Source organism: Streptomyces mangrovisoli (assembly GCF_000974985.2).
In the GTDB taxonomy this organism is placed as follows: domain Bacteria; phylum Actinomycetota; class Actinomycetes; order Streptomycetales; family Streptomycetaceae; genus Streptomyces; species Streptomyces mangrovisoli.
Genome location: NZ_LAVA02000118.1, coordinates 26,922 through 44,430, shown reverse-complemented (window position 1 = coordinate 44,430; position 17,509 = coordinate 26,922). Strand labels below are relative to the sequence as shown.

The 17,509-nt window shown below is 71.6% G+C and carries 14 protein-coding genes; 8 read left to right on the top strand and 6 right to left on the bottom strand.

What is annotated here, in order from left to right:
* The 5 genes from WN71_RS36260 to WN71_RS36240 form a co-directional block, all read left to right on the top strand.
* The coding region (locus WN71_RS36260; protein ID WP_071369924.1) for an elongation factor 1-alpha C-terminal domain-related protein at positions 1-886 on the top strand (886 nt) is incomplete at its 5' end.
* 222 nt (positions 887-1,108) lie between these two features.
* A complete protein-coding gene (locus WN71_RS36255) occupies positions 1,109-2,254 on the top strand; it encodes an aliphatic sulfonate ABC transporter substrate-binding protein (protein WP_046592031.1) in 1,146 nt (381 codons plus the stop codon).
* 34 nt (positions 2,255-2,288) lie between these two features.
* Positions 2,289-3,068 (top strand): ABC transporter ATP-binding protein, encoded by a 780-nt coding sequence (locus WN71_RS36250; RefSeq protein WP_046592030.1) that lies wholly within the window; start codon positions 2,289-2,291, stop codon positions 3,066-3,068.
* The gene (locus WN71_RS36245; protein ID WP_079178388.1) at positions 3,055-4,035 is read left to right on the top strand and encodes an ABC transporter permease; all 981 of its coding nucleotides are present in this window, start codon (positions 3,055-3,057) and stop codon (positions 4,033-4,035) included. The genes WN71_RS36250 and WN71_RS36245 overlap by 14 nt, the downstream gene beginning before the upstream one ends.
* A 3-nt stretch (positions 4,036-4,038) precedes the next feature.
* Positions 4,039-4,800, top strand: a complete 762-nt coding sequence (locus WN71_RS36240) for a sirohydrochlorin chelatase (RefSeq protein WP_046592029.1) — start codon at positions 4,039-4,041, stop codon at positions 4,798-4,800.
* 308 nt (positions 4,801-5,108) lie between these two features.
* Here WN71_RS36240 and WN71_RS36235 read toward each other — a convergent pair whose 3' ends face one another.
* Positions 5,109-6,116: a ketopantoate reductase family protein gene (locus WN71_RS36235; RefSeq protein WP_046592028.1), complete on the bottom strand. Its 1,008-nt coding sequence runs from the start codon at positions 6,114-6,116 to the stop codon at positions 5,109-5,111.
* A gap of 127 nt (positions 6,117-6,243) precedes the next feature.
* Positions 6,244-6,789: a DUF1697 domain-containing protein gene (locus WN71_RS36230; protein WP_046592027.1), complete on the bottom strand. Its 546-nt coding sequence runs from the start codon at positions 6,787-6,789 to the stop codon at positions 6,244-6,246.
* Between the two features lie 419 nt (positions 6,790-7,208).
* On the opposite strand from WN71_RS36230, the gene WN71_RS36225 reads away from it, so the two are divergent.
* Together WN71_RS36225 and WN71_RS36220 are read left to right on the top strand one after the other, a co-directional pair.
* Positions 7,209-9,482 carry an MMPL family transporter gene (locus WN71_RS36225; RefSeq protein ID WP_046592026.1) on the top strand — a complete coding sequence of 758 codons (2,274 nt, stop codon included), beginning with the start codon at positions 7,209-7,211 and terminating at the stop codon, positions 9,480-9,482.
* Between the two features lie 290 nt (positions 9,483-9,772).
* A complete protein-coding gene (locus tag WN71_RS36220; RefSeq protein WP_046592025.1) occupies positions 9,773-10,636 on the top strand; it encodes a phosphotransferase enzyme family protein in 864 nt (287 codons plus the stop codon).
* Positions 10,637-10,745: 109 nt separating this feature from the next.
* On the opposite strand, the gene WN71_RS36215 is transcribed toward WN71_RS36220, so the two are convergent.
* The 4 genes from WN71_RS36215 to WN71_RS36200 all read right to left on the bottom strand — a co-directional run bounded on the left by WN71_RS36215 (position 10,746) and on the right by WN71_RS36200 (position 15,212).
* Positions 10,746-11,468: a 3'-5' exonuclease gene (locus WN71_RS36215; RefSeq protein WP_046592024.1), complete on the bottom strand. Its 723-nt coding sequence runs from the start codon at positions 11,466-11,468 to the stop codon at positions 10,746-10,748.
* A gap of 128 nt (positions 11,469-11,596) precedes the next feature.
* Positions 11,597-12,874, bottom strand: a complete 1,278-nt coding sequence (locus WN71_RS36210) for an SAV2148 family HEPN domain-containing protein (protein WP_206300236.1) — start codon at positions 12,872-12,874, stop codon at positions 11,597-11,599.
* A gap of 72 nt (positions 12,875-12,946) precedes the next feature.
* On the bottom strand, positions 12,947-14,266 hold the full coding sequence (locus WN71_RS36205) for a copper amine oxidase (protein ID WP_046592022.1): 1,320 nt from the start codon (positions 14,264-14,266) through the stop codon (positions 12,947-12,949).
* Positions 14,267-14,399: 133 nt separating this feature from the next.
* Positions 14,400-15,212, bottom strand: a complete 813-nt coding sequence (locus WN71_RS36200) for a Tat pathway signal sequence domain protein (RefSeq protein WP_046592021.1) — start codon at positions 15,210-15,212, stop codon at positions 14,400-14,402.
* Positions 15,213-15,394: 182 nt separating this feature from the next.
* Between WN71_RS36200 and glgX the strand changes: the two genes are divergently transcribed.
* Positions 15,395-17,503, top strand: a complete 2,109-nt coding sequence (gene glgX, locus WN71_RS36195; RefSeq protein WP_046592020.1) for a glycogen debranching protein GlgX — start codon at positions 15,395-15,397, stop codon at positions 17,501-17,503.
* Positions 17,504-17,509: the final 6 nt, after the last annotated feature.

Sequence of the window (17,509 nt, the reverse complement as noted above, 5' to 3'; positions counted from 1 at the left end):
CGCCGTCAACAAGATGGACCTCGTCGACTACCGGGAGTCCGTGTTCGCGGCGATCGCCGAGGAGTTCACGGCGTACGCGACGGAGCTGGGTGTCCCGGAGGTCACGGCGATCCCGATCTCGGCACTGGCCGGCGACAACGTGGTGGAGCCGTCCGCCACGATGGACTGGTACGGCGGCCCGACCGTCCTCGAGCACCTGGAGACGGTCCCGGTCACCCACGACCTCAGCCACTGCCACGCCCGGCTGCCCGTGCAGTACGTGATCCGGCCGCAGACCGCCGAGCACCCGGACTACCGGGGCTACGCCGGCCAGATCGCCGCCGGTTCGTTCCGGGTCGGCGAGGCGGTGACGGTGCTGCCGTCCGGCCGCGGCTCGCGGATCTCCGCGATCGACCTGCTCGGCGAGCCGGTCGACGTGGCGTGGACGACGCAGTCGGTGACGGTCCTGCTGGAGGACGACATCGACATCTCGCGCGGCGATCTGATCGTGCCGACCAAGGACGCGCCGCCGACCACGCAGGACGTCGAGGCGACCGTCTGCCACGTCGCCGACCAGCCGCTCACGGTCGGGCACCGGGTGCTGCTCAAGCACGGCACCCGCACGGTCAAGGCGATCGTGAAGGACATCCCCTCCCGGCTCACCCTCGACGACCTGTCCCTGCACCCGCATCCGGGACAGCTCGCCGCCAACGACATCGGCCGGGTGAAGATCCGCACCGCCGAGCCGCTGCCGGTCGACTCCTACGCGGACTCGCGGCGCACCGGCTCGTTCATCCTGATCGACCCGAACGACGGCACCACGCTCACCGCGGGCATGGTCGGCGAGTCGTTCGCCTCCCCCGAGCCGGTCCGGGACGAGGCCGAGGACGACGGGTGGGACTTCTGACATGACCACCACGGACTTCTACTCGACGTTCGCGAAGGAAGGCGGCCGCGTCGGCAGCGGCGCCCTCGGCAGCGGGCAGGGCGGGGTCGCGCGATGTGCGCTGTGACGTACGCGCACCGCTTGCGCGCCCTCACCCCCCACCCGCACCGCCGAAGACCTGCCGATCTCCCGGCCACGACCTGAGAGACCGTGACCGCCGGGCCAACGAGAGGAACGCCTCCCGTGCCTGCCAACCGCCTTGCCGGTTCAGCCGCCAGTTCAGCCCGCTCGAAGTTCTTCCGCCGCGGCATAGCCGCCGTCGCCGCCCTGCCCCTGCTCGCCCTCGCCGCCTGCGGCTACGGGTCGGACGCCAAGAACGACACGGACGCCAAGCAGAAGGTGGCCGCCGGGTCCACGAAGATCGACGGCCTGGACTCCGTGAAGATCGGCTACTTCGGCAACCTCACCCACGCGACCGCGCTGGTCGGCCGTGAGGAGGGCCTCTTCCAGAAGGAACTCGGCGCCACCAAGGCCGAGTACGCCACCTTCAACGCCGGCCCCGCCGAGATCGAGGCGCTCAACTCCGGCTCCATCGACATCGGCTGGCTCGGCCCCTCGCCGGCCATCAACGGCTACACCAAGTCCAAGGGCACCAGCCTGCGGATCATCGGCGGTTCGGCCTCCGGCGGCGTCAAGCTGGTCGTGAACCCGAAGAAGATCAAGTCCCTGAAGGACATCAAGGGCAAGAAGATCGCCACGCCGCAGCTGGGCAACACGCAGGACGTGGCGTTCCTCAACTGGGCCGCGGAGCAGGGCTACAAGGTCGACGCGCAGAGCGGCAAGGGCGATGTCACGGTCGTCCGCAGCGACAACAAGGTGACCCCGGACGCCTTCAAGGCCGGTTCCATCGACGGCGCGTGGGTGCCGGAGCCGACCGCGTCCAAGCTGGTCGCCGAGGGCGGCAAGACGCTGCTCGACGAGTCCTCGCTGTGGCCCGACGGCAAGTTCGTGATCACGAACATCGTCGTGTCGCAGAAGTTCCTCAAGGAGCACCCGAAGGCCGTCGAGGCGGTGCTGAAGGCGTCCGTCGAGACCAACAAGTGGATCAACGCCAACCCCGACAAGGCGAAGGCCGCGGCGAACAAGCAGCTGGAGGCCGACTCCGGCAAGGCGCTGCCCGCCAATGTGCTGGACCCGGCGTGGAAGTCGATCCAGATCACCAATGACCCGCTGGCCTCCACCCTCAACACCGAGGCGGACCACGCGGTCAAGGCCGGGCTGCTGGACAAGCCCGAGCTGAAGGGGATCTACGACCTCTCGATCCTGAACAAGGTCCTCACCGCCGAGGGCGAGAGCACGGTCAGCGACGCCGGACTCGGCGCGAGCTGACCCGACCCCACGAGATCCCCAGGAGGTGACGACCATGGCCACGACCCTTGCCAAGGCCGCTGAGGCGGTCGAGACCGCCGCGCGGCTGGAGCACGTCTCCAAGTCCTTCGCCGGACCGGGCGGGCAGCAGCTCGTCCTGGACGACATCAGCCTCGATGTCGCGCCGGGCGAGTTCGTCACTCTCCTGGGGGCCTCGGGCTGCGGCAAGTCCACGCTGCTGAACCTGGTGGCGGGCCTGGACCGGCCGACCGCCGGCTCCATCACCACGGACGGGCGCCCCGCCCTGATGTTCCAGGAGCACGCGCTCTTCCCGTGGCTGACGGCCGGCAAGAACATCGAACTCGCCCTGCGTCTGCGCGGGGTGCCCAAGAACGACCGCAAGGACAAGGCCGAGCGCCTGCTCGAACTGGTGCGGCTCAAGGGCGCGTACGGCAAGCGGGTGCACGAGCTGTCCGGCGGTATGCGCCAGCGCGTGGCGCTGGCCCGCGCGCTCGCGCAGGAGAGCAATCTGCTGCTGATGGACGAGCCGTTCGCGGCTCTGGACGCCATCACGCGGGACGTACTGCACGACGAACTGACCCGCATCTGGGGCGAGACCGGGGTGTCGGTGCTGTTCGTGACGCACAACGTGCGCGAGGCGGTGCGGCTCGCGCAGCGGGTCGTGCTGCTGTCCTCGCGTCCGGGCCGGGTGGCCCGCGAGTGGACGGTCGACATCCCGCAGCCGCGGCGCATCGAGGACGCCCCCGTGGCCGAACTGTCCCTGGAGATCACCGAAGTCCTGCGTGGGGAGATCCGCCGCCATGGCCAGCACTGAGACGACGACGGCGTCCGGCGCCGAACCGGCCGACGCCCGGACGAGCGACACCGCGGCGAGCGACACCGCGACGAACGGCGCCCGGACCACCGGCACCCGGCCGGCCGATGCCGAACTGCCCGGCATCGAGGCGGGACTCGACGCGCTGGAGACCGAGCAGAGCGGCCGGCCGTCGCTGCGGCAGACCCTGGTCGGCAAGGTCCTGCCGCCGGTCACCGCGATCGTGGTGGTCCTGGTGGTGTGGCAGGGCCTGATCACCTTCAAGATCGTCGACGACCCGACCAAGCTGCCGTCCCCGTCCGACGTGGCCCAGGCGTTCCACACCGACTGGCTCAAGGGCGACCTGCTCGGCTACATCTGGACCAGTGTCTCGCGCGGCCTGCTGGGCTTCTTCTTCGCGCTGCTCATCGGCACCCCGCTCGGCCTCCTGGTGGCGCGGGTGCGGTTCGTGCGCGCGGCGATCGGCCCGATCCTGTCCGGGCTCCAGTCCCTGCCGTCGGTGGCCTGGGTGCCGCCGGCCGTGATCTGGCTCGGCCTGAACAACTCGATGATGTACGCCGTCATCCTGCTCGGCGCGGTCCCCTCGATCGCCAACGGCCTGGTGTCCGGCGTCGACCAGGTGCCGCCGCTGTTCCTGCGGGCGGGCCGCACGATGGGCGCGACCGGACTCAGGGGCACCTGGCACGTCACCCTGCCGGCGGCGCTGCCCGGCTATGTCGCCGGCATGAAGCAGGGCTGGGCGTTCGCCTGGCGCTCGCTGATGGCGGCGGAGATCATCGCCAGCTTCCCCGATCTGGGCGTGGGCCTCGGCCAGTTGCTGGAGAACGCCCGCACCGCGAGCGACATGGCGATGGTGTTCGAGGCGATCCTGCTGATCCTCTTCGTCGGCATCGCGATCGACCTGCTGATCTTCAGCCCGCTGGAGCGGTGGGTGCTGCGCAGCCGCGGCCTGCTGGTGAAGAGCTGAACCATGCGCGCGCAGCCCGTCCTCCTCGTCATCGCCCACGGCAGCCGTGATCCGCGGCACGCCGCGACCGTGCACGCCCTGGTGCGGCGCGTACGGTCGCTGCGGCCCGGACTGCGGGTGGAGACCGGCTTCCTCGACTTCAACATCCCTTCCGTGCAAGGGGTGCTGGAGTCGCTGGCGGCCGAAGGCGTGCGGGACGTGGTGGCGCTGCCCCTGCTGCTGACGCGCGCGTTCCACGCCAAGGCGGACATCCCGGCGGTGCTGCGGGCGGCGCCGCGGCGGCTGCGCGTCCGCCAGGCGGAGGTGCTCGGCCCCTCGCCGCTGCTGCTGTCGGCGCTGGAACGGCGCCTGTGGGAGGCGGGGCTCACGCCCGCCGACAAGTCCTCGACCGGGGTCGTGCTGGCCTCGGCGGGGTCCACCGACCCGGAGGCGATCGCAGTGATCGCAGACATCGCGCGGGAGTGGCGGCACACCGGCTGGTGCGCCGTGCGGCCTGCGTTCGCCTCCGCGGCCCTGCCCCGCACCGAGGACGCCGTACGGGAACTGCGGGAGATGGGCTGTGCGCGGGTGGCGGTCGCGCCGTACGTCCTCGCGCCCGGGTTCCTGCCCGACCGCATCGCGCGGGGCGCGGCGGGGGCCGATGTGCTCGCGGACGTGCTCGGCCCGGCGCCGGAGGTGGCGCGGGTCCTGCTGGAGCGGTACGCGGCGGCCTGCGTCCCGGCTCTGCGTGCGGGCGTGGGACCGCTGGACGCCCTCGGAGCGTGAACGCCTGCGGCGGGCTCGGCGATTGAACCCGGCGGGGCCTTGCTCGGTGGCTCCGTGCGGGTGCGTCCCGGCCGGTCGCGCAGTTCCCCGCGCCCCCAAGAGGATGGTGCCCTGCGGGTGCGTCGTGGCCGGTCGCGCAGTTCCCCGGGCCCCTTGAGGTCTGCCCCCGTCACGGTGTGACATCTCCGCCGCTCCCGACGCAGAGAGAACGGACCCGTGGCCCGGCGTCACAGGGGAACGCCGGGCCACGGGCGCGCCTTTCAGGGGCGCGGGGAACTGCGCGACCAGCCACGACGGACCCGCGCGGTCTACGACTCCGCGGCGTCCGCGCGGCGGATCAGTTCGGCCAGCGGCAGCGAGCCGGGAGCGCGGCGTTCGCGCGCGAAGGTGTCCGCGAGGCGTTGCAGCAGTTCGTTCAGCGGGGTCGGCACGCCGTGCAGGCGGCCGAGCAGCACGATCTCGCCGTTGAGGTAGTCGGCCTCGATGGTGCCCGTGCTGCGCGCCAGGGACTGCCAGGAGGACCCGCCACCGCGCGGTGCGCCGTCCAGCGGGACGAGGGTGACCTTGTCGCCGCGGGCGGCCCGCTGCTCGGCCTCGCCCGCGTACACGATCCCGGCGGCGTCCAGGACGGCCGCGCCCTCCGCCCGTACCCGCGCGAACAGCGCGAGGCTCTCCTCGTCGCCGAGCGGGCCGCTGATCGCCTCGATCGCGTTGCCCAGGTTGCCGAGGAGCTTGGCGTACTGCCACCGCGCCACGTCCGGCACCACGGGCGCCTCGAAGCGGGCCTTCTCCAGGTCGGCGGCGATCAGCCGGGCCGTCTCGTCGGTGCCGTAGGGGAAGCGGCCGAGGTGCAGGATGCCGGTGAGGGGGGTGCCGGCGGCGGAGACCACGCCGGACTCGACGAAGCCCGCGGGCAGCCACACGCAGACGCCGTACACGTGCCGGAAGCGGCGCAGCGCGAGGCGCTGGCTCTCCACGCCGTTCTGGGCGCACAGCACCGGCAGCCGCTCGCCCGCCGTGCCGCCGCCCGCGACCGGGGCGCTCGCCCAGGCGTCCAGGGCCCTCTGGGTGTCCTGGGTCTTCACCGCGAGGACGAGCACGTCGTCCGCGCGCAGTTCACCGAGCGGCTCCGGGCCCGCCACGACGGGCAGCTCGTAGGTCAGTTCGCCTTCGGGCACCCGAAGGCGCAGTCCGGCCTCGCGTAAGACGGTCCGGTGCTCGCCGCGGGCGACGAGGACCACGTCCTGCCCCGACTGGGCCAGCCGTCCGCCGACGGCGCCGCCGATCGCACCTGCCCCGATGATGATGTAGCGCATACGACGAGCCTCGCACAGCTGTACGCACCGTTGATCCGTGCCGACGGAAACTGTTGACCTCGACACCCAGGACAAATCCGAGAGTTGGCGGTCAAGTTGCCTGATTTGAAAAGAAGTTGACGATCCGTCAATCGACGGTCAGCTCGGCCAGCCTGACGACCGTGTTCCAGTTGCGGGTGGTGGCGATCAGGCCCTTGGTCAGCCGGGCGCGGGAGAGCTGCTCGGCGAGCTTGGAGCGGCCGAGGCCGTCGGGGGCGTAGAGGTAGAGCGCGCGGTCGCCGAGGCGGAACTCCTCCGGCAGGTACGCGGACCGGTCGAGCTGCGCGTACCGCTCCTCGGTGACCGGCGCGTCGAAATAGGTCACGTGCAGCTGCTTGGGCTCCAGTTCGGCGGCCGGGAACGGACAGGCCGCCACGGTCGCCGCCAGATAGGCGTGGTCGCGCACGATCACGTCCACCGCGAAGCCGAACCGCTTCTCGATCGCCGCGGCCAGCGCGGCGGCCAGGGACCGCTCGTCGCCCTCCTCGGCCGTGAACACGGCCTGCCCGCTCTGGAGATACGTCTGTACGCCGCCGTACCCCGACTCGGTGAGCAGTGCGCGCAGTTCGGCCATCGGGAGCTTCCTGCTGCCACCCACGTTGATTCCGCGCAACAGCGCCGCATAGGTCGTCACCCGGCCACCTTAGATGGGCCGTCGTGCCCCGTGGGGGTGGGCACGACGGCCGCGCCCGCGAGGCGGACTGCGCGAAACTCTCGCCGATGTGACGGCCCGTCGGCAAGCACTACACGCAGCTGTGACTTGTTCAACAAACTTTCGTAATCACAAAGAGGATCTCTGCCGACGGACCGGACACCGGCCCGTCGGCACGCCGGGACGCGGCTCGCGCCACCCTGATCGTCGGCCCCGAGAAGCCCCGATAGGTGTAAGGGGCCACGGTCCTCCCCAGTGCGGAGGGCACGCGGTCCGGACGGAGGAGCCCGGCCCGCCGCGGCTCACCGGAGAGCACGACGAGACGGCCGCGCACGGCCCCTACCGTCGAAGCGGAAGGTGGTGGCAGGGGCCGCCGCCGCGACAAGGGGGGCAAGCCCGTCATGGGGAACCAACAAGCGCGGGTACGAGGGCTCGCCGCCCGGGCCGGCGGCTGGAGCGCACGGCACCGATGGGCGGCCGTCGGCATCTGGGTGCTGTTCGTCGTCCTGGCCATGGGGCTCGGTTCGGCGGCGGGCCGGGTCGACGTCGACGAGGCCGACCAGCTCAAGGGCGAGACGCACACCGCGGCCCGGATCATCGACGACGCGGGGATCAAGGAACCGGCCGGGGAGACGGTCCTGATCCAGGCGAAGGACGGCACGACGAAGGCCACCGACGCCGGGTTCCGCTCCGCCGTCGCGGACGTGGTGAAGGCGGTCGGCGCAACCGGCAAGGTCACCGACGTGACCTCGCCGTACGACACGAAGACGATCTCCAAGGACGGGCGCAGCGCGCTCGTGCAGTTCGACATGCGCGGCGACTCGGAGACCGCGTCCGACCGGGTCGCACCGGTGCTGGACGCCGTCGCGGGGGTGCAGAAGGCGCACGGGTCGCTGCGGATCGAGGAGATCGGCAGTGCCAGCATGGCCAAGCAGTACGACGACGCCTTCGGGGACGACTTCCAGAAGGCCGAGCTCTCCGCCGTGCCGGTGGCCCTCGGCATTCTGCTCATCGCCTTCGGCGCGCTGGTCGCGGCCCTGCTGCCGGTCGCTCTCGCGATCACCGCGATCGTGGCCACGATGGGCCTGATGGGCCTCGTCAGCCATCTCCAGCCGATGAGCGACACCGCCAACTCCGTGATGCTGCTGGTCGGCATGGCGGTCGGCGTCGACTACTGCCTGTTCTACCTGCGCCGGGAGCGCGAGGAACGCGAGGCCGGGCGGGACGCCGGGTCTGCGCTGCGGATCGCCGCCGCGACCAGCGGCCGCGCGATCATCGTCTCGGGCGTCACGGTGTGCGTGGCGATGGCGGGCATGCTGTTCACCGGGCTCGCCGAGTTCGAGGCGATGGGCCTGGCCTCCCTGATCGTCGTGGCGGTCGCCATGGTCGGGTCGGTGACGGTGCTGCCCGCGCTGCTGTCACTGCTCGGCGAGCGGGTGGAGAAGGGCCGCATCCCCTTCCTGCGCCGCCGGCGCCGCGGCTCGGGCCCCTCGGAGAGCCGGTTCTGGTCGGCGGTGCTGCGGCGCGTGCTGGCCCGGCCGGGGGTGTCGGTGGCGCTGGCCGCCGGCGCGCTCCTCGCGATCGCCGCGCCCGCGCTCGGCATGAAGACCTCGCAGCTGACACTGGACCAGGAGTTCGGGAACAAGCTGCCGATCGTGCAGACCTACAACCGCGTCAACGACGCCTTCCCCGGGGGTTCCGAGCCGGCCGAGGTCGTCGTCAAGGCCAAGGACATCTCGGCGCCCGAGGTACGGGAGGCGCTGGCGCGGTTCGAGGACGCGGCGATCAGCTCCGGCGCCTCGCGCGGCCCGATCGACGTCAAGGTGCACGCGGCGCGGAACGTGGCGCTCGTGTCGGTGCCGCTGGTCGGCGGCTCCGACATGGACAAGGCCGGCAAGAGCCTGGAGAAGCTGCGCGACGTCGTGCGGCCCGCCACGCTGGGCAAGGTCGACGGGGTGCAGGCGCCGATCACCGGCAACGTCGCCGGTGACCACGACTTCAACGACCAGTTGCTCGGCTCCGTGGTGCCGGTCTTCGCGTTCGTGGTCGTGTTCGCCTTCCTGCTGATGCTGCTGTCGTTCCGCTCCCTGACCGTCGCGATCACCTCGATCGTGCTGAACCTGCTCTCGGTCGCCGCCGCCTACGGCATCCTCGTCGCGGTCTTCCAGCACGGCTGGGGCGCCTCGCTGGTCGGCGCGGAGGGGGTGGGCGCGATCGTGACGTGGCTGCCGCTGTTCCTCTTCGTCATCCTGTTCGGGCTGTCGATGGACTACCACGTGTTCGTGGTCTCCCGGATCCGGGAGGCGCGGCTGCGCGGGCGGTCCACGCGGGACGCCATCCAGCACGGTGTGGTCACCACGGCGGGCGTCGTCACCAGCGCCGCGGTCATCATGGTCGCCGTGTTCGCGATCTTCGGGACGCTGTCCATGCAGTCCATGAAGCAGATGGGCGTGGGCCTCGCGGCCGCGGTGCTCATCGACGCGACGGTCATCCGGGGTGTGCTGCTGCCCGCGGTGATGGCACTGCTCGGCGAGCGCAACTGGTATCTGCCGAAGTGGTTGCACCGGCTGCCGGATCTGACCCACGACGAGTCGCCGGAGGCGGCGGCCCCGGCGGGGTCGCCTTCGGCGGGACCGGCGAGCGAGGCCGGAGCCTACGCGCCGACCTCACCGTGACCGACCGCGCGGTTCCCCCACGCCCCTGAAATCCGCGGCCGAGTGGGGCCCCTTCGCGCAGTTCCCCGCGCCTCTCGAGGGGCGCGGGGAACTGCGCGAGCGGCCACGACGGGCCCGCGGGCAACCACCGACCGGAACCGCCCCGCAAAAGAGGGGCGCGGGGAACTGCGCGAAAAGGCCCACCGGCCCGCGAGCGGATACCCGGGGTGGCCCGACCCCTACCCGGCCGCCGCTGATGCGAGACTGGGCGGTGGATCTTGCAGGGACCGACACGGAGGCAGGCGGCGGCGATGGACGAGGCACGGGCGCGGGGCGTCCTGGCGGCGGCAGGCGTGCTGCCCGGACCGGCGCGGGACGCACAACTGCTCGCCCTCGGTGAGAACGCCGTGTTCGCCGCCGGCGACCTGGTCGTCAAGATCGGCCGCGACGCCGAGCTCCTGGACCGCGCCCGCCGCGAGCTGGAGATCGCCCTGTGGCTGGCGAAGGCGGACGCCCCGGCCGTCCGGGCCGCCCGCGACGAGCCGCTGCTCGTGGACGGGCACCCCGTGACCGTCTGGCACCGGCTGCCCGACGCCGTACGGCCGGCCGAACCGCGGGACCTGGCCGAGCTGCTGCGCGTCGTGCACGCCCTGCCCGCGCCGCCGTTCGCCCTGCCGCGCCGTGAGCTGCTGGGCGGGGTGGAGCGCTGGCTGCGGCTCGCGGGCGACGCGATCGACCCGGCGGACGCGGCGTACCTGCGCGAGCGCCGCGACGGCTTCGCGGCGGCCGCGGCACAGCTCGTGCCCCACCTGACGCCGGGCCCGATCCACGGCGACGCGCTGCCCCGCAACGTGCACGTCGGGCCGGACGGCCCGGTCCTGGTCGACCTGGAGACCTTCTCCGCGGACCTGCGCGAGCACGACCTGGTCGTCATGGCCCTGTCCCGGGACCGCTACGGCCTGCCCGCCGAGGCCTACGACGCCTTCACCTCGGCCTACGGCTGGGACGTCCGCGCGTGGCCGGGCTGCTCCGTGCTGCGCGGCGCCCGCGAGACGGCGAGCTGCGCCTGGGTCGCCCAGCACGCGCCGAGCAACCCGAAGGCCCTGACGGAGTTCCGCCGCCGGGTGGCCTCCCTGCGGGACGGCGACGAGACGGTCCGCTGGCACCCGTTCTGACCCGGACGCCGAGCACGGACCCGGACGCCGAGCACTGCACGGGCCCCGAGCACCGCACGAGTCCCGGGTGCGGGACACGCGCCCCGGTGTCGGACCGATTCGGACGCTGTCAGGCCGGTTCGGTCGTGAGTTCGCGCAGCGGCCACATGCCGTCGACCACCGCCGTCTCGTCGCCCTTGCGGCGCAGGAAGGCCTGGAAGTCGGCCGCCCAGGCCGCGTACCACTCGATCTGGCGGCGGTGCAGTTCCGCCGGGCCGAGGGCCGCGACCTTCGGGTGGCGGCCGGCTATCGCGGCGGCCAGCCGGGCCGCGGCAAGGGCGTCGGCCGCCGCGTCGTGCGCGGACTCCAGCGCCACGCCGTACTCCCCGCAGACCGCTTCGAGGGTGCGCTTGCCGCGGCGGTAGCGGTCCACCGAGCGGTCGATCGTGTACGGGTCGACGACGGGGGCCGGGTCCAGGCCGCCCAGCCGGTCGCGCAGCGACGGCAGCCCGTGCCGGCGCAGCTCCGCGGCGAGCAGGGTGAGGTCGAAGGCCGCGTTGTAGGCGACCACGGGGACGCCCGTGCGCCAGTACCCCGTGAGGACGTCGGCGAGGGCGTCGGCGACCTGGTCGGCCGGGCGGCCCTCGGCGGCCGCGCGCTCGTTGCTGATGCCGTGCACGGCGACCGCGTCGGCGGGGATCTCCACGCCGGGGTCGGCCAGCCACTCGCGGCGCCCGAGCGGCGCTCCGTCCTTGAACTCGATGACCGCGGCCGTGACGATGCGCGCCTCGCGCGGATCCGTCCCGGTCGTCTCCAGGTCGAAGCCGATCAGCAGCTCTCGGTGCCAGCCCATGGCGGCCCCCCTTTCCGTGGTGCTTTCCCCCAGTGCGCTCCACGATCCCATGCGCCACTGACAATCAGAGGACCGCATTCCGCTTCCGCCGCCGAAACGCCGCCTTCCGACCGCCGAAAGCGGATATTTCAGGACACCGGTCGCGCATCCGTCCACATCAGCTCGAACTCCTCGCGGTAGGTGGGGAAGAGCACGCTGTCGTCGAGGGCGCGGGGGTCGTCGGACTTGACGACCTTGCTGCCGTTGCGCAGGACCATCACCGGCACCTCCATCCCCCTGCTGCGGCGCAGGTACGACTGGACCACGGCGATGCCGTCCCGGCCGTCGCCGTCGACCAGGTAGGCGGTGAAGCGGGGCGTGTCGTCGTAGACCTGGATCTCGAAGGCGCCGGGGTCGCGCAGCTGGGCCCGCACCCGCCGCATGTGCAGGATGTTCATCTCCACCGAGCGGCTCAGCTCGCCGCGCTTCAGGCCGAGTTCGCGCTCGCGCCGCTTGACCGCGCTGGAGGCGGGGTTGAGGAACAGCAGCCGCACCCGGCAGCCCGCCTCGGCCATCCTCACCAGCCGGCGGCCGGAGAAGTTCTGCACGAGCAGGTTGAGTCCGATGCCGACGGCGTCGAGCCGCCGGGCGCCGCCGAAGATGTCCTCGGCCGGGAACTGCCGCAGCAGCCGCACCCGGTCGGAGTGCACGGCGACCACGTCCGCGTACCGGTCGCCGACCAGATCCTCGACGGCGTCGACCGGCAGCCGGCGGGCGGAGGGCACGTCGCCGCCGGTGCCGAGGATCTCCAGCAGCCGGGCGGAGGCCCGCTCGGCCTGGTTCAGCACGGCCTCGGACAGGGCGCGGTTGCGGGAGACGACGTTGCGCGTCACCTCCAGCTCGTCCAGGGCGAGTTCGACGTCGCGGCGCTCGTCGATGTAAGGCGCGAAGCACGGCCAGTGCTGCACCATCAGCTCGCGCAGCTGCGGCAGGGTGAGAAAGCTGATGACGTTGTCGTCGGCCGGGTCCAGCAGATAGCCCTTGCGGCGGCTGACCTCGCGCACGGCCACCGCGCGCTGCACCCACTCCTGCCCGGCCGGTCCGGCCGCGGCCACCACCCACTCGTCGCCGTGGACGGGCTCGTAGACGGGGCGCAGCACGGCGGCCACGACCGCCCGCAGCCGCTGCTCGACGAGGTTCAGCCATATGTAGGCCCGGCCGGCCCGCTGGGCGCGCGTACGCACCTCGAGCCAGGCGTCGGCGTCCCAGTCCAGCTCCGGTCCGATGGAGCCCGCGTCCATCGGCCGGGCCAGGGACACCGCGCCGGGCGGGATGTTCGCGGAGCTCCCCTCGTGACCATCGTCACCAGGGGGCAACTCCAGCCCTCCCGAGCCCACCCGTGCACCGCCTTCCGCTCCCCCGAGCACTCCCCGTGTCAACGATCAAGGAAGGGTACTCCGGGAGCGGCGGGCGGTGCAGCCGGATGGACAGGGTGACTCTCAACTGCCGCCGACGACATGCCCGTTCTGATCGGCCAACTCGGCCGGAGTGAGCGGATTCATAGCGGTCACATCACGTGGGGCGATGGCGAAACCCTGCCAGTGCACGGGCATCGGCTGCTGGTCCTCGTCCCGGGCGATGTGGTGGAACCCCACGTTGACCCAGACCACCGGATGGGTGAGGGTCTGGCCGTTCACCCACTTGTCGACAGATGTGCCGTGTCCCGTACCGCAGTTGAGGGGGTTGCCGCTGGCGTACTGCTCGCACTTGTTGTACTGGGTGAAGTACACGTCGTGCTTGGTGAAGGGACGGCCGGGGTACTTGGCGGTCGGGCCCGGCACGATCTCGTACGACCTCGGGTGGCCGTCCTTGTTCTTGCCGGCCGTGCTGACCACCCGCCACCAGCGCATGTCCTTGGCGTCGCCCGCCAGTTCCTTGGTGACCGGGGTGAGCGTGGTCCTGTTGGTGGGGGCCTGCTGGCCGTGGACGGGGGCGCTGACGACGGAGTCGTACTGCTCGACCTTGGTCTTCGAGGAGCCGTCGAGGCCGAAGTCGAGCCGCCAGAAGATGTTGTGGCTGTGACTGGTGGCGTACGCCTTCGCGCCCTTGCCGAGCGGCCAGCCGCGGCCGTCCCCGGCGTCGTAGTCGCCGGGCGAAAGGCTGCCCGTGGCGCCCGCGTTCATGCCGATGGTGCCGTCGTCCTGGAAGCGCCACTCGGTGATGTACTCGTACCAGCCGACCTTGTTGACCGTGTAGAGGAGCAGGTCCTTGCCCTGTGCCTGGTAGGTCTTGCCGCCGGTGTCGGACAGCAGGTGGTAGGCGTGTCCGCGCGAACGGGTCGTGGCGCAGAGGCCTTTGACGTTCGGTGAGGTGGAGTAGTACGGCTCGGCGACCTTGACGGTCTTGATGGTGCCGCCGGGGCATTCGGCGGGCGTGAGGTTGACCAGGCCGTTGCCGAAGTTGTAGTCCGTGACGTCGTTGTACTCGACGCTGCCGTCGTCGTAGGGCACGTCGATCTGGGCGAGCTTGGCGCTGTTGAGGACCTTGATGGGCTTGGTCTCGCCCGGCGGCTGGTAGGAGATGTCGTCGAGGACGACGCCGGAGCGGGCCTCGAAGCGCCAGCACATCCGCCAGGTGGTGCCGGTGGAGAGCTTCTGCTCTATCCGGTAGGCGGCGCTGCACTCGGCGGCGGGCGCGGGGGCCGTCCGCGGCTGGGCGGTGGCGGGGCCCGCGCCGGTCGTGACGCCGGCGGCCAGCGCGGCCAGGGACAGCCCCATGGCCGTCCGCCTGCGGGCACGGCTGATGTCGTTCACGCGCATGGAGATGGGTCTCCCTTGTCGGAGATACCGGAGGTTCGGGTGGGGGGGTGGGCTGCCGGTCCGCGAAGAGGGACCGGGCGCGTCGCACGGTCGCCGGGCCGCCGAGGGGGCCGGGCGCGGGACGCCGTCGCGCTCAGCCGAGCCTGACGACCTTGCGGGCGCTCAGGTCGATCACGAAGTCGCGGGTGTCGATCCACGCGCCGTTCTTGATCTTCGGGAAGAGCCGGGTGCAGCGGTGTTCGCCGCACTGGTCGAGCGCGGCCGACTGGGCGCCCGGCGAGGCCCGGTAGATCATGCTGGTGAGGCTCAGCTGGTCCGGGGAGGTCAGTTCCCGGCCGGTCGCGTCCTTGTAGTCCGCCTTCAGACCGGCGCCGAGCGGGTCGGCGATCAGCAGCCGGGCCGCCTCGGTCTGCTCGGCGAGGCTCAGCGGCGGCTGTACGTCGTGCTGGGTGGCGGTCGCCGCGACCTTGCCCGTGGCCAGGTCGACGGTCTTGGTGACCACGGTGTCGTCCCGGTAGTCGTAGAACGTCACGTCGGCGCGGCGGGGCGCGCCCGGGTCGTCCGACTCGCCGGTGTCGGGCTCGGACAGCTCGACACCGAGCCGCTGCGGGCCGCGGGCGCCCCTCACGTTCTCACTCGAGTCGAACAGCTGCCGGTTCAGGGCCGCCCGCTCGGCCCGGCCGATCTCGTCGTCGGTCAGCGGATCGAGGCCCTGGCCCTGCTCGCCCTGGGCCGGGGCCCGCTCGACGACGCCGGGCGCCGGGGCGTCCAGCCCCACCGCCGCCTGGTCCCCCGCCTGCCGGGCCGCCGCGCCGCCGGTTCCACCCGAGGTCTGCGCCCCCGCCGTGCCCGGCAGGGTGATCGCGACCATCGCGGCCGTCCCGGCCACCGCGACAGCCGTCCCGGCCACCACCTTCCCCAGATGGCGGCGCACTGTTTCGCGCACGTGTTCCCCCTACTCCCCCGGTCACCGGGGAGTATGTGATGTATGCCCCACAAGTACGGCATACGACGTATGCACTGGTCGATCGGTAAGAGGGACGTAAGTCAGGGGTGGTTCCATCACTTTCGGGGAGACTCGAAGCCAAGGAGCCACCGCGGCGCCGCTCACCTGAAAGAGTCATATCCATGCAGGTCTGGCCTGGAGAGGCGTATCCGCTCGGCGCCACGTACGACGGCGCCGGAACCAATTTCGCGGTCTTCACGGAGGCCGCGGACCGAGTAGAGCTGTGTCTGCTGCACGACGACGGCTCGGAGACGGCGGTGGAACTGCGCGAGAGCGACGCGTTCGTCCGGCACGCGTACGTGCCCGGTGTCATGCCCGGACAGCGCTACGGCTTCCGGATGCACGGCCCCTACGCGCCCGAGCGCGGGCTGCGCTGCAACTCGGCGAAACTCCTGCTCGACCCCTACGCGAAGGCGGTCAGCGGCACGATCGGGTGGGGCGAGGAGGTCTACGGCTACCACTTCGACCAACCCGACCGGCGCAACGACCTGGACTCGGCGCCGCACACGATGACCTCGGTCGTGGTCAACCCGTACTTCGACTGGGGCGACGACCGGCGCCCGCGCGTGGAGTACCAGAACACCGTGATCTACGAGGCGCACGTCAAGGGCCTCACCATGCTGCACCCGGGGCTGCCCGAGGAGCTGCGAGGAACCTACGCGGCACTCGCGCACCCCGCGGTCATCGACCATCTGACCCGGCTCGGCGTCACCACGCTCGAACTGATGCCGGTGCACCAGTTCGTCAACGACCACCGCCTGGTCGACATGGACCTCAACAACTACTGGGGCTACAACACCATCGGCTTCTTCTCGCCGCACAACGCCTACGCCTCCTGGGGCGACCGCGGCCAGCAGGTGCTGGAGTTCAAGTCGGCGGTCCGCGCCCTGCACGAGGCGGGCATCGAGGTCATCCTCGACGTGGTCTACAACCACACCGCCGAGGGCAACCACCTGGGCCCGACGCTGTCCTTCCGGGGCATCGACAACGCGCGCTACTACCGGCTCACGGACGACCCGCGCTACTACATGGACACCACGGGCACCGGCAACTCGCTGCTGATGCGCTCGCCCCACGTGCTCCAGATGATCATGGACTCGCTGCGCTACTGGGTCACCGAGATGCATGTCGACGGCTTCCGCTTCGACCTCGCGGCGACACTGGCCCGCCAGTTCCACGAGGTGGACCGGCTGTCGTCGTTCTTCGACCTGGTGCAGCAGGACCCGGTGGTCTCCCAGGTCAAGCTGATCGCCGAGCCGTGGGACGTGGGCGAGGGCGGCTACCAGGTGGGCAACTTCCCGCCGCTGTGGACCGAGTGGAACGGCAAGTACCGCGACACCGTACGGGACCTGTGGCGGGGCGAGCCACGCGCGCTCGCGGAGTTCGCCTCCCGCCTCACCGGCTCCTCCGACCTCTACCAGGACGACGGCCGCCGGCCGCTGGCCTCCATCAACTTCGTCACCTGCCACGACGGCTTCACCCTGCACGACCTGGTCGCCTACAACGACAAGCACAACAGCGCCAACGGCGAGGACAACCGGGACGGCGAGAGCCACAACCGGTCCTGGAACTGCGGCACCGAGGGCGACAGCGACGACCCCCGGATCCTGGAGCTGCGCGCCCGGCAGATGCGCAACTTCCTCGCGACGCTGATGTTGTCCCAGGGCGTGCCCATGATCAGCCACGGCGACGAGTTCGCGCGCACCCAGCGCGGCAACAACAACGCCTACTGCCAGGACAACGAACTGGCCTGGGTGCACTGGCCCGAGGACGGCAGCGGGCTGCTGGAGTTCACCCGCGCGATGGTGTGGCTGCGCAAGGACCATCCCGTCTTCCGCCGCCGGCGCTTCTTCCACGGCCGGCCCGTCGAGGGCACCCACGACGAGCTGTCCGACATCTCGTGGTTCACCCCCGACGGCCGGGAGATGACCCAGCGGGACTGGGACTCCGCGCAGGCGTCGGCGCTGTCGGTGTTCCTCAACGGCAACGCCATCTCCGAGCCCGGACCGCGCGGCGAGCGCATCAGCGACGACTCCTTCCTGCTGCTGTTCAACGCCTCCCCGAAGGAGCTGGACTTCGTCGTCCCGGTCGACCACGGGCGGCAGTGGCAGATCGTGGTCGACACCGCCCTTCCGGAGGGGGTCGCGCCCGGGACGGGCGCGAAGGTGGAGGCGGGCGAACGGCTGACGCTCCCGGACCGGAGCATGACGGTGCTGCAGCGGCCGGCCTGACCGGCC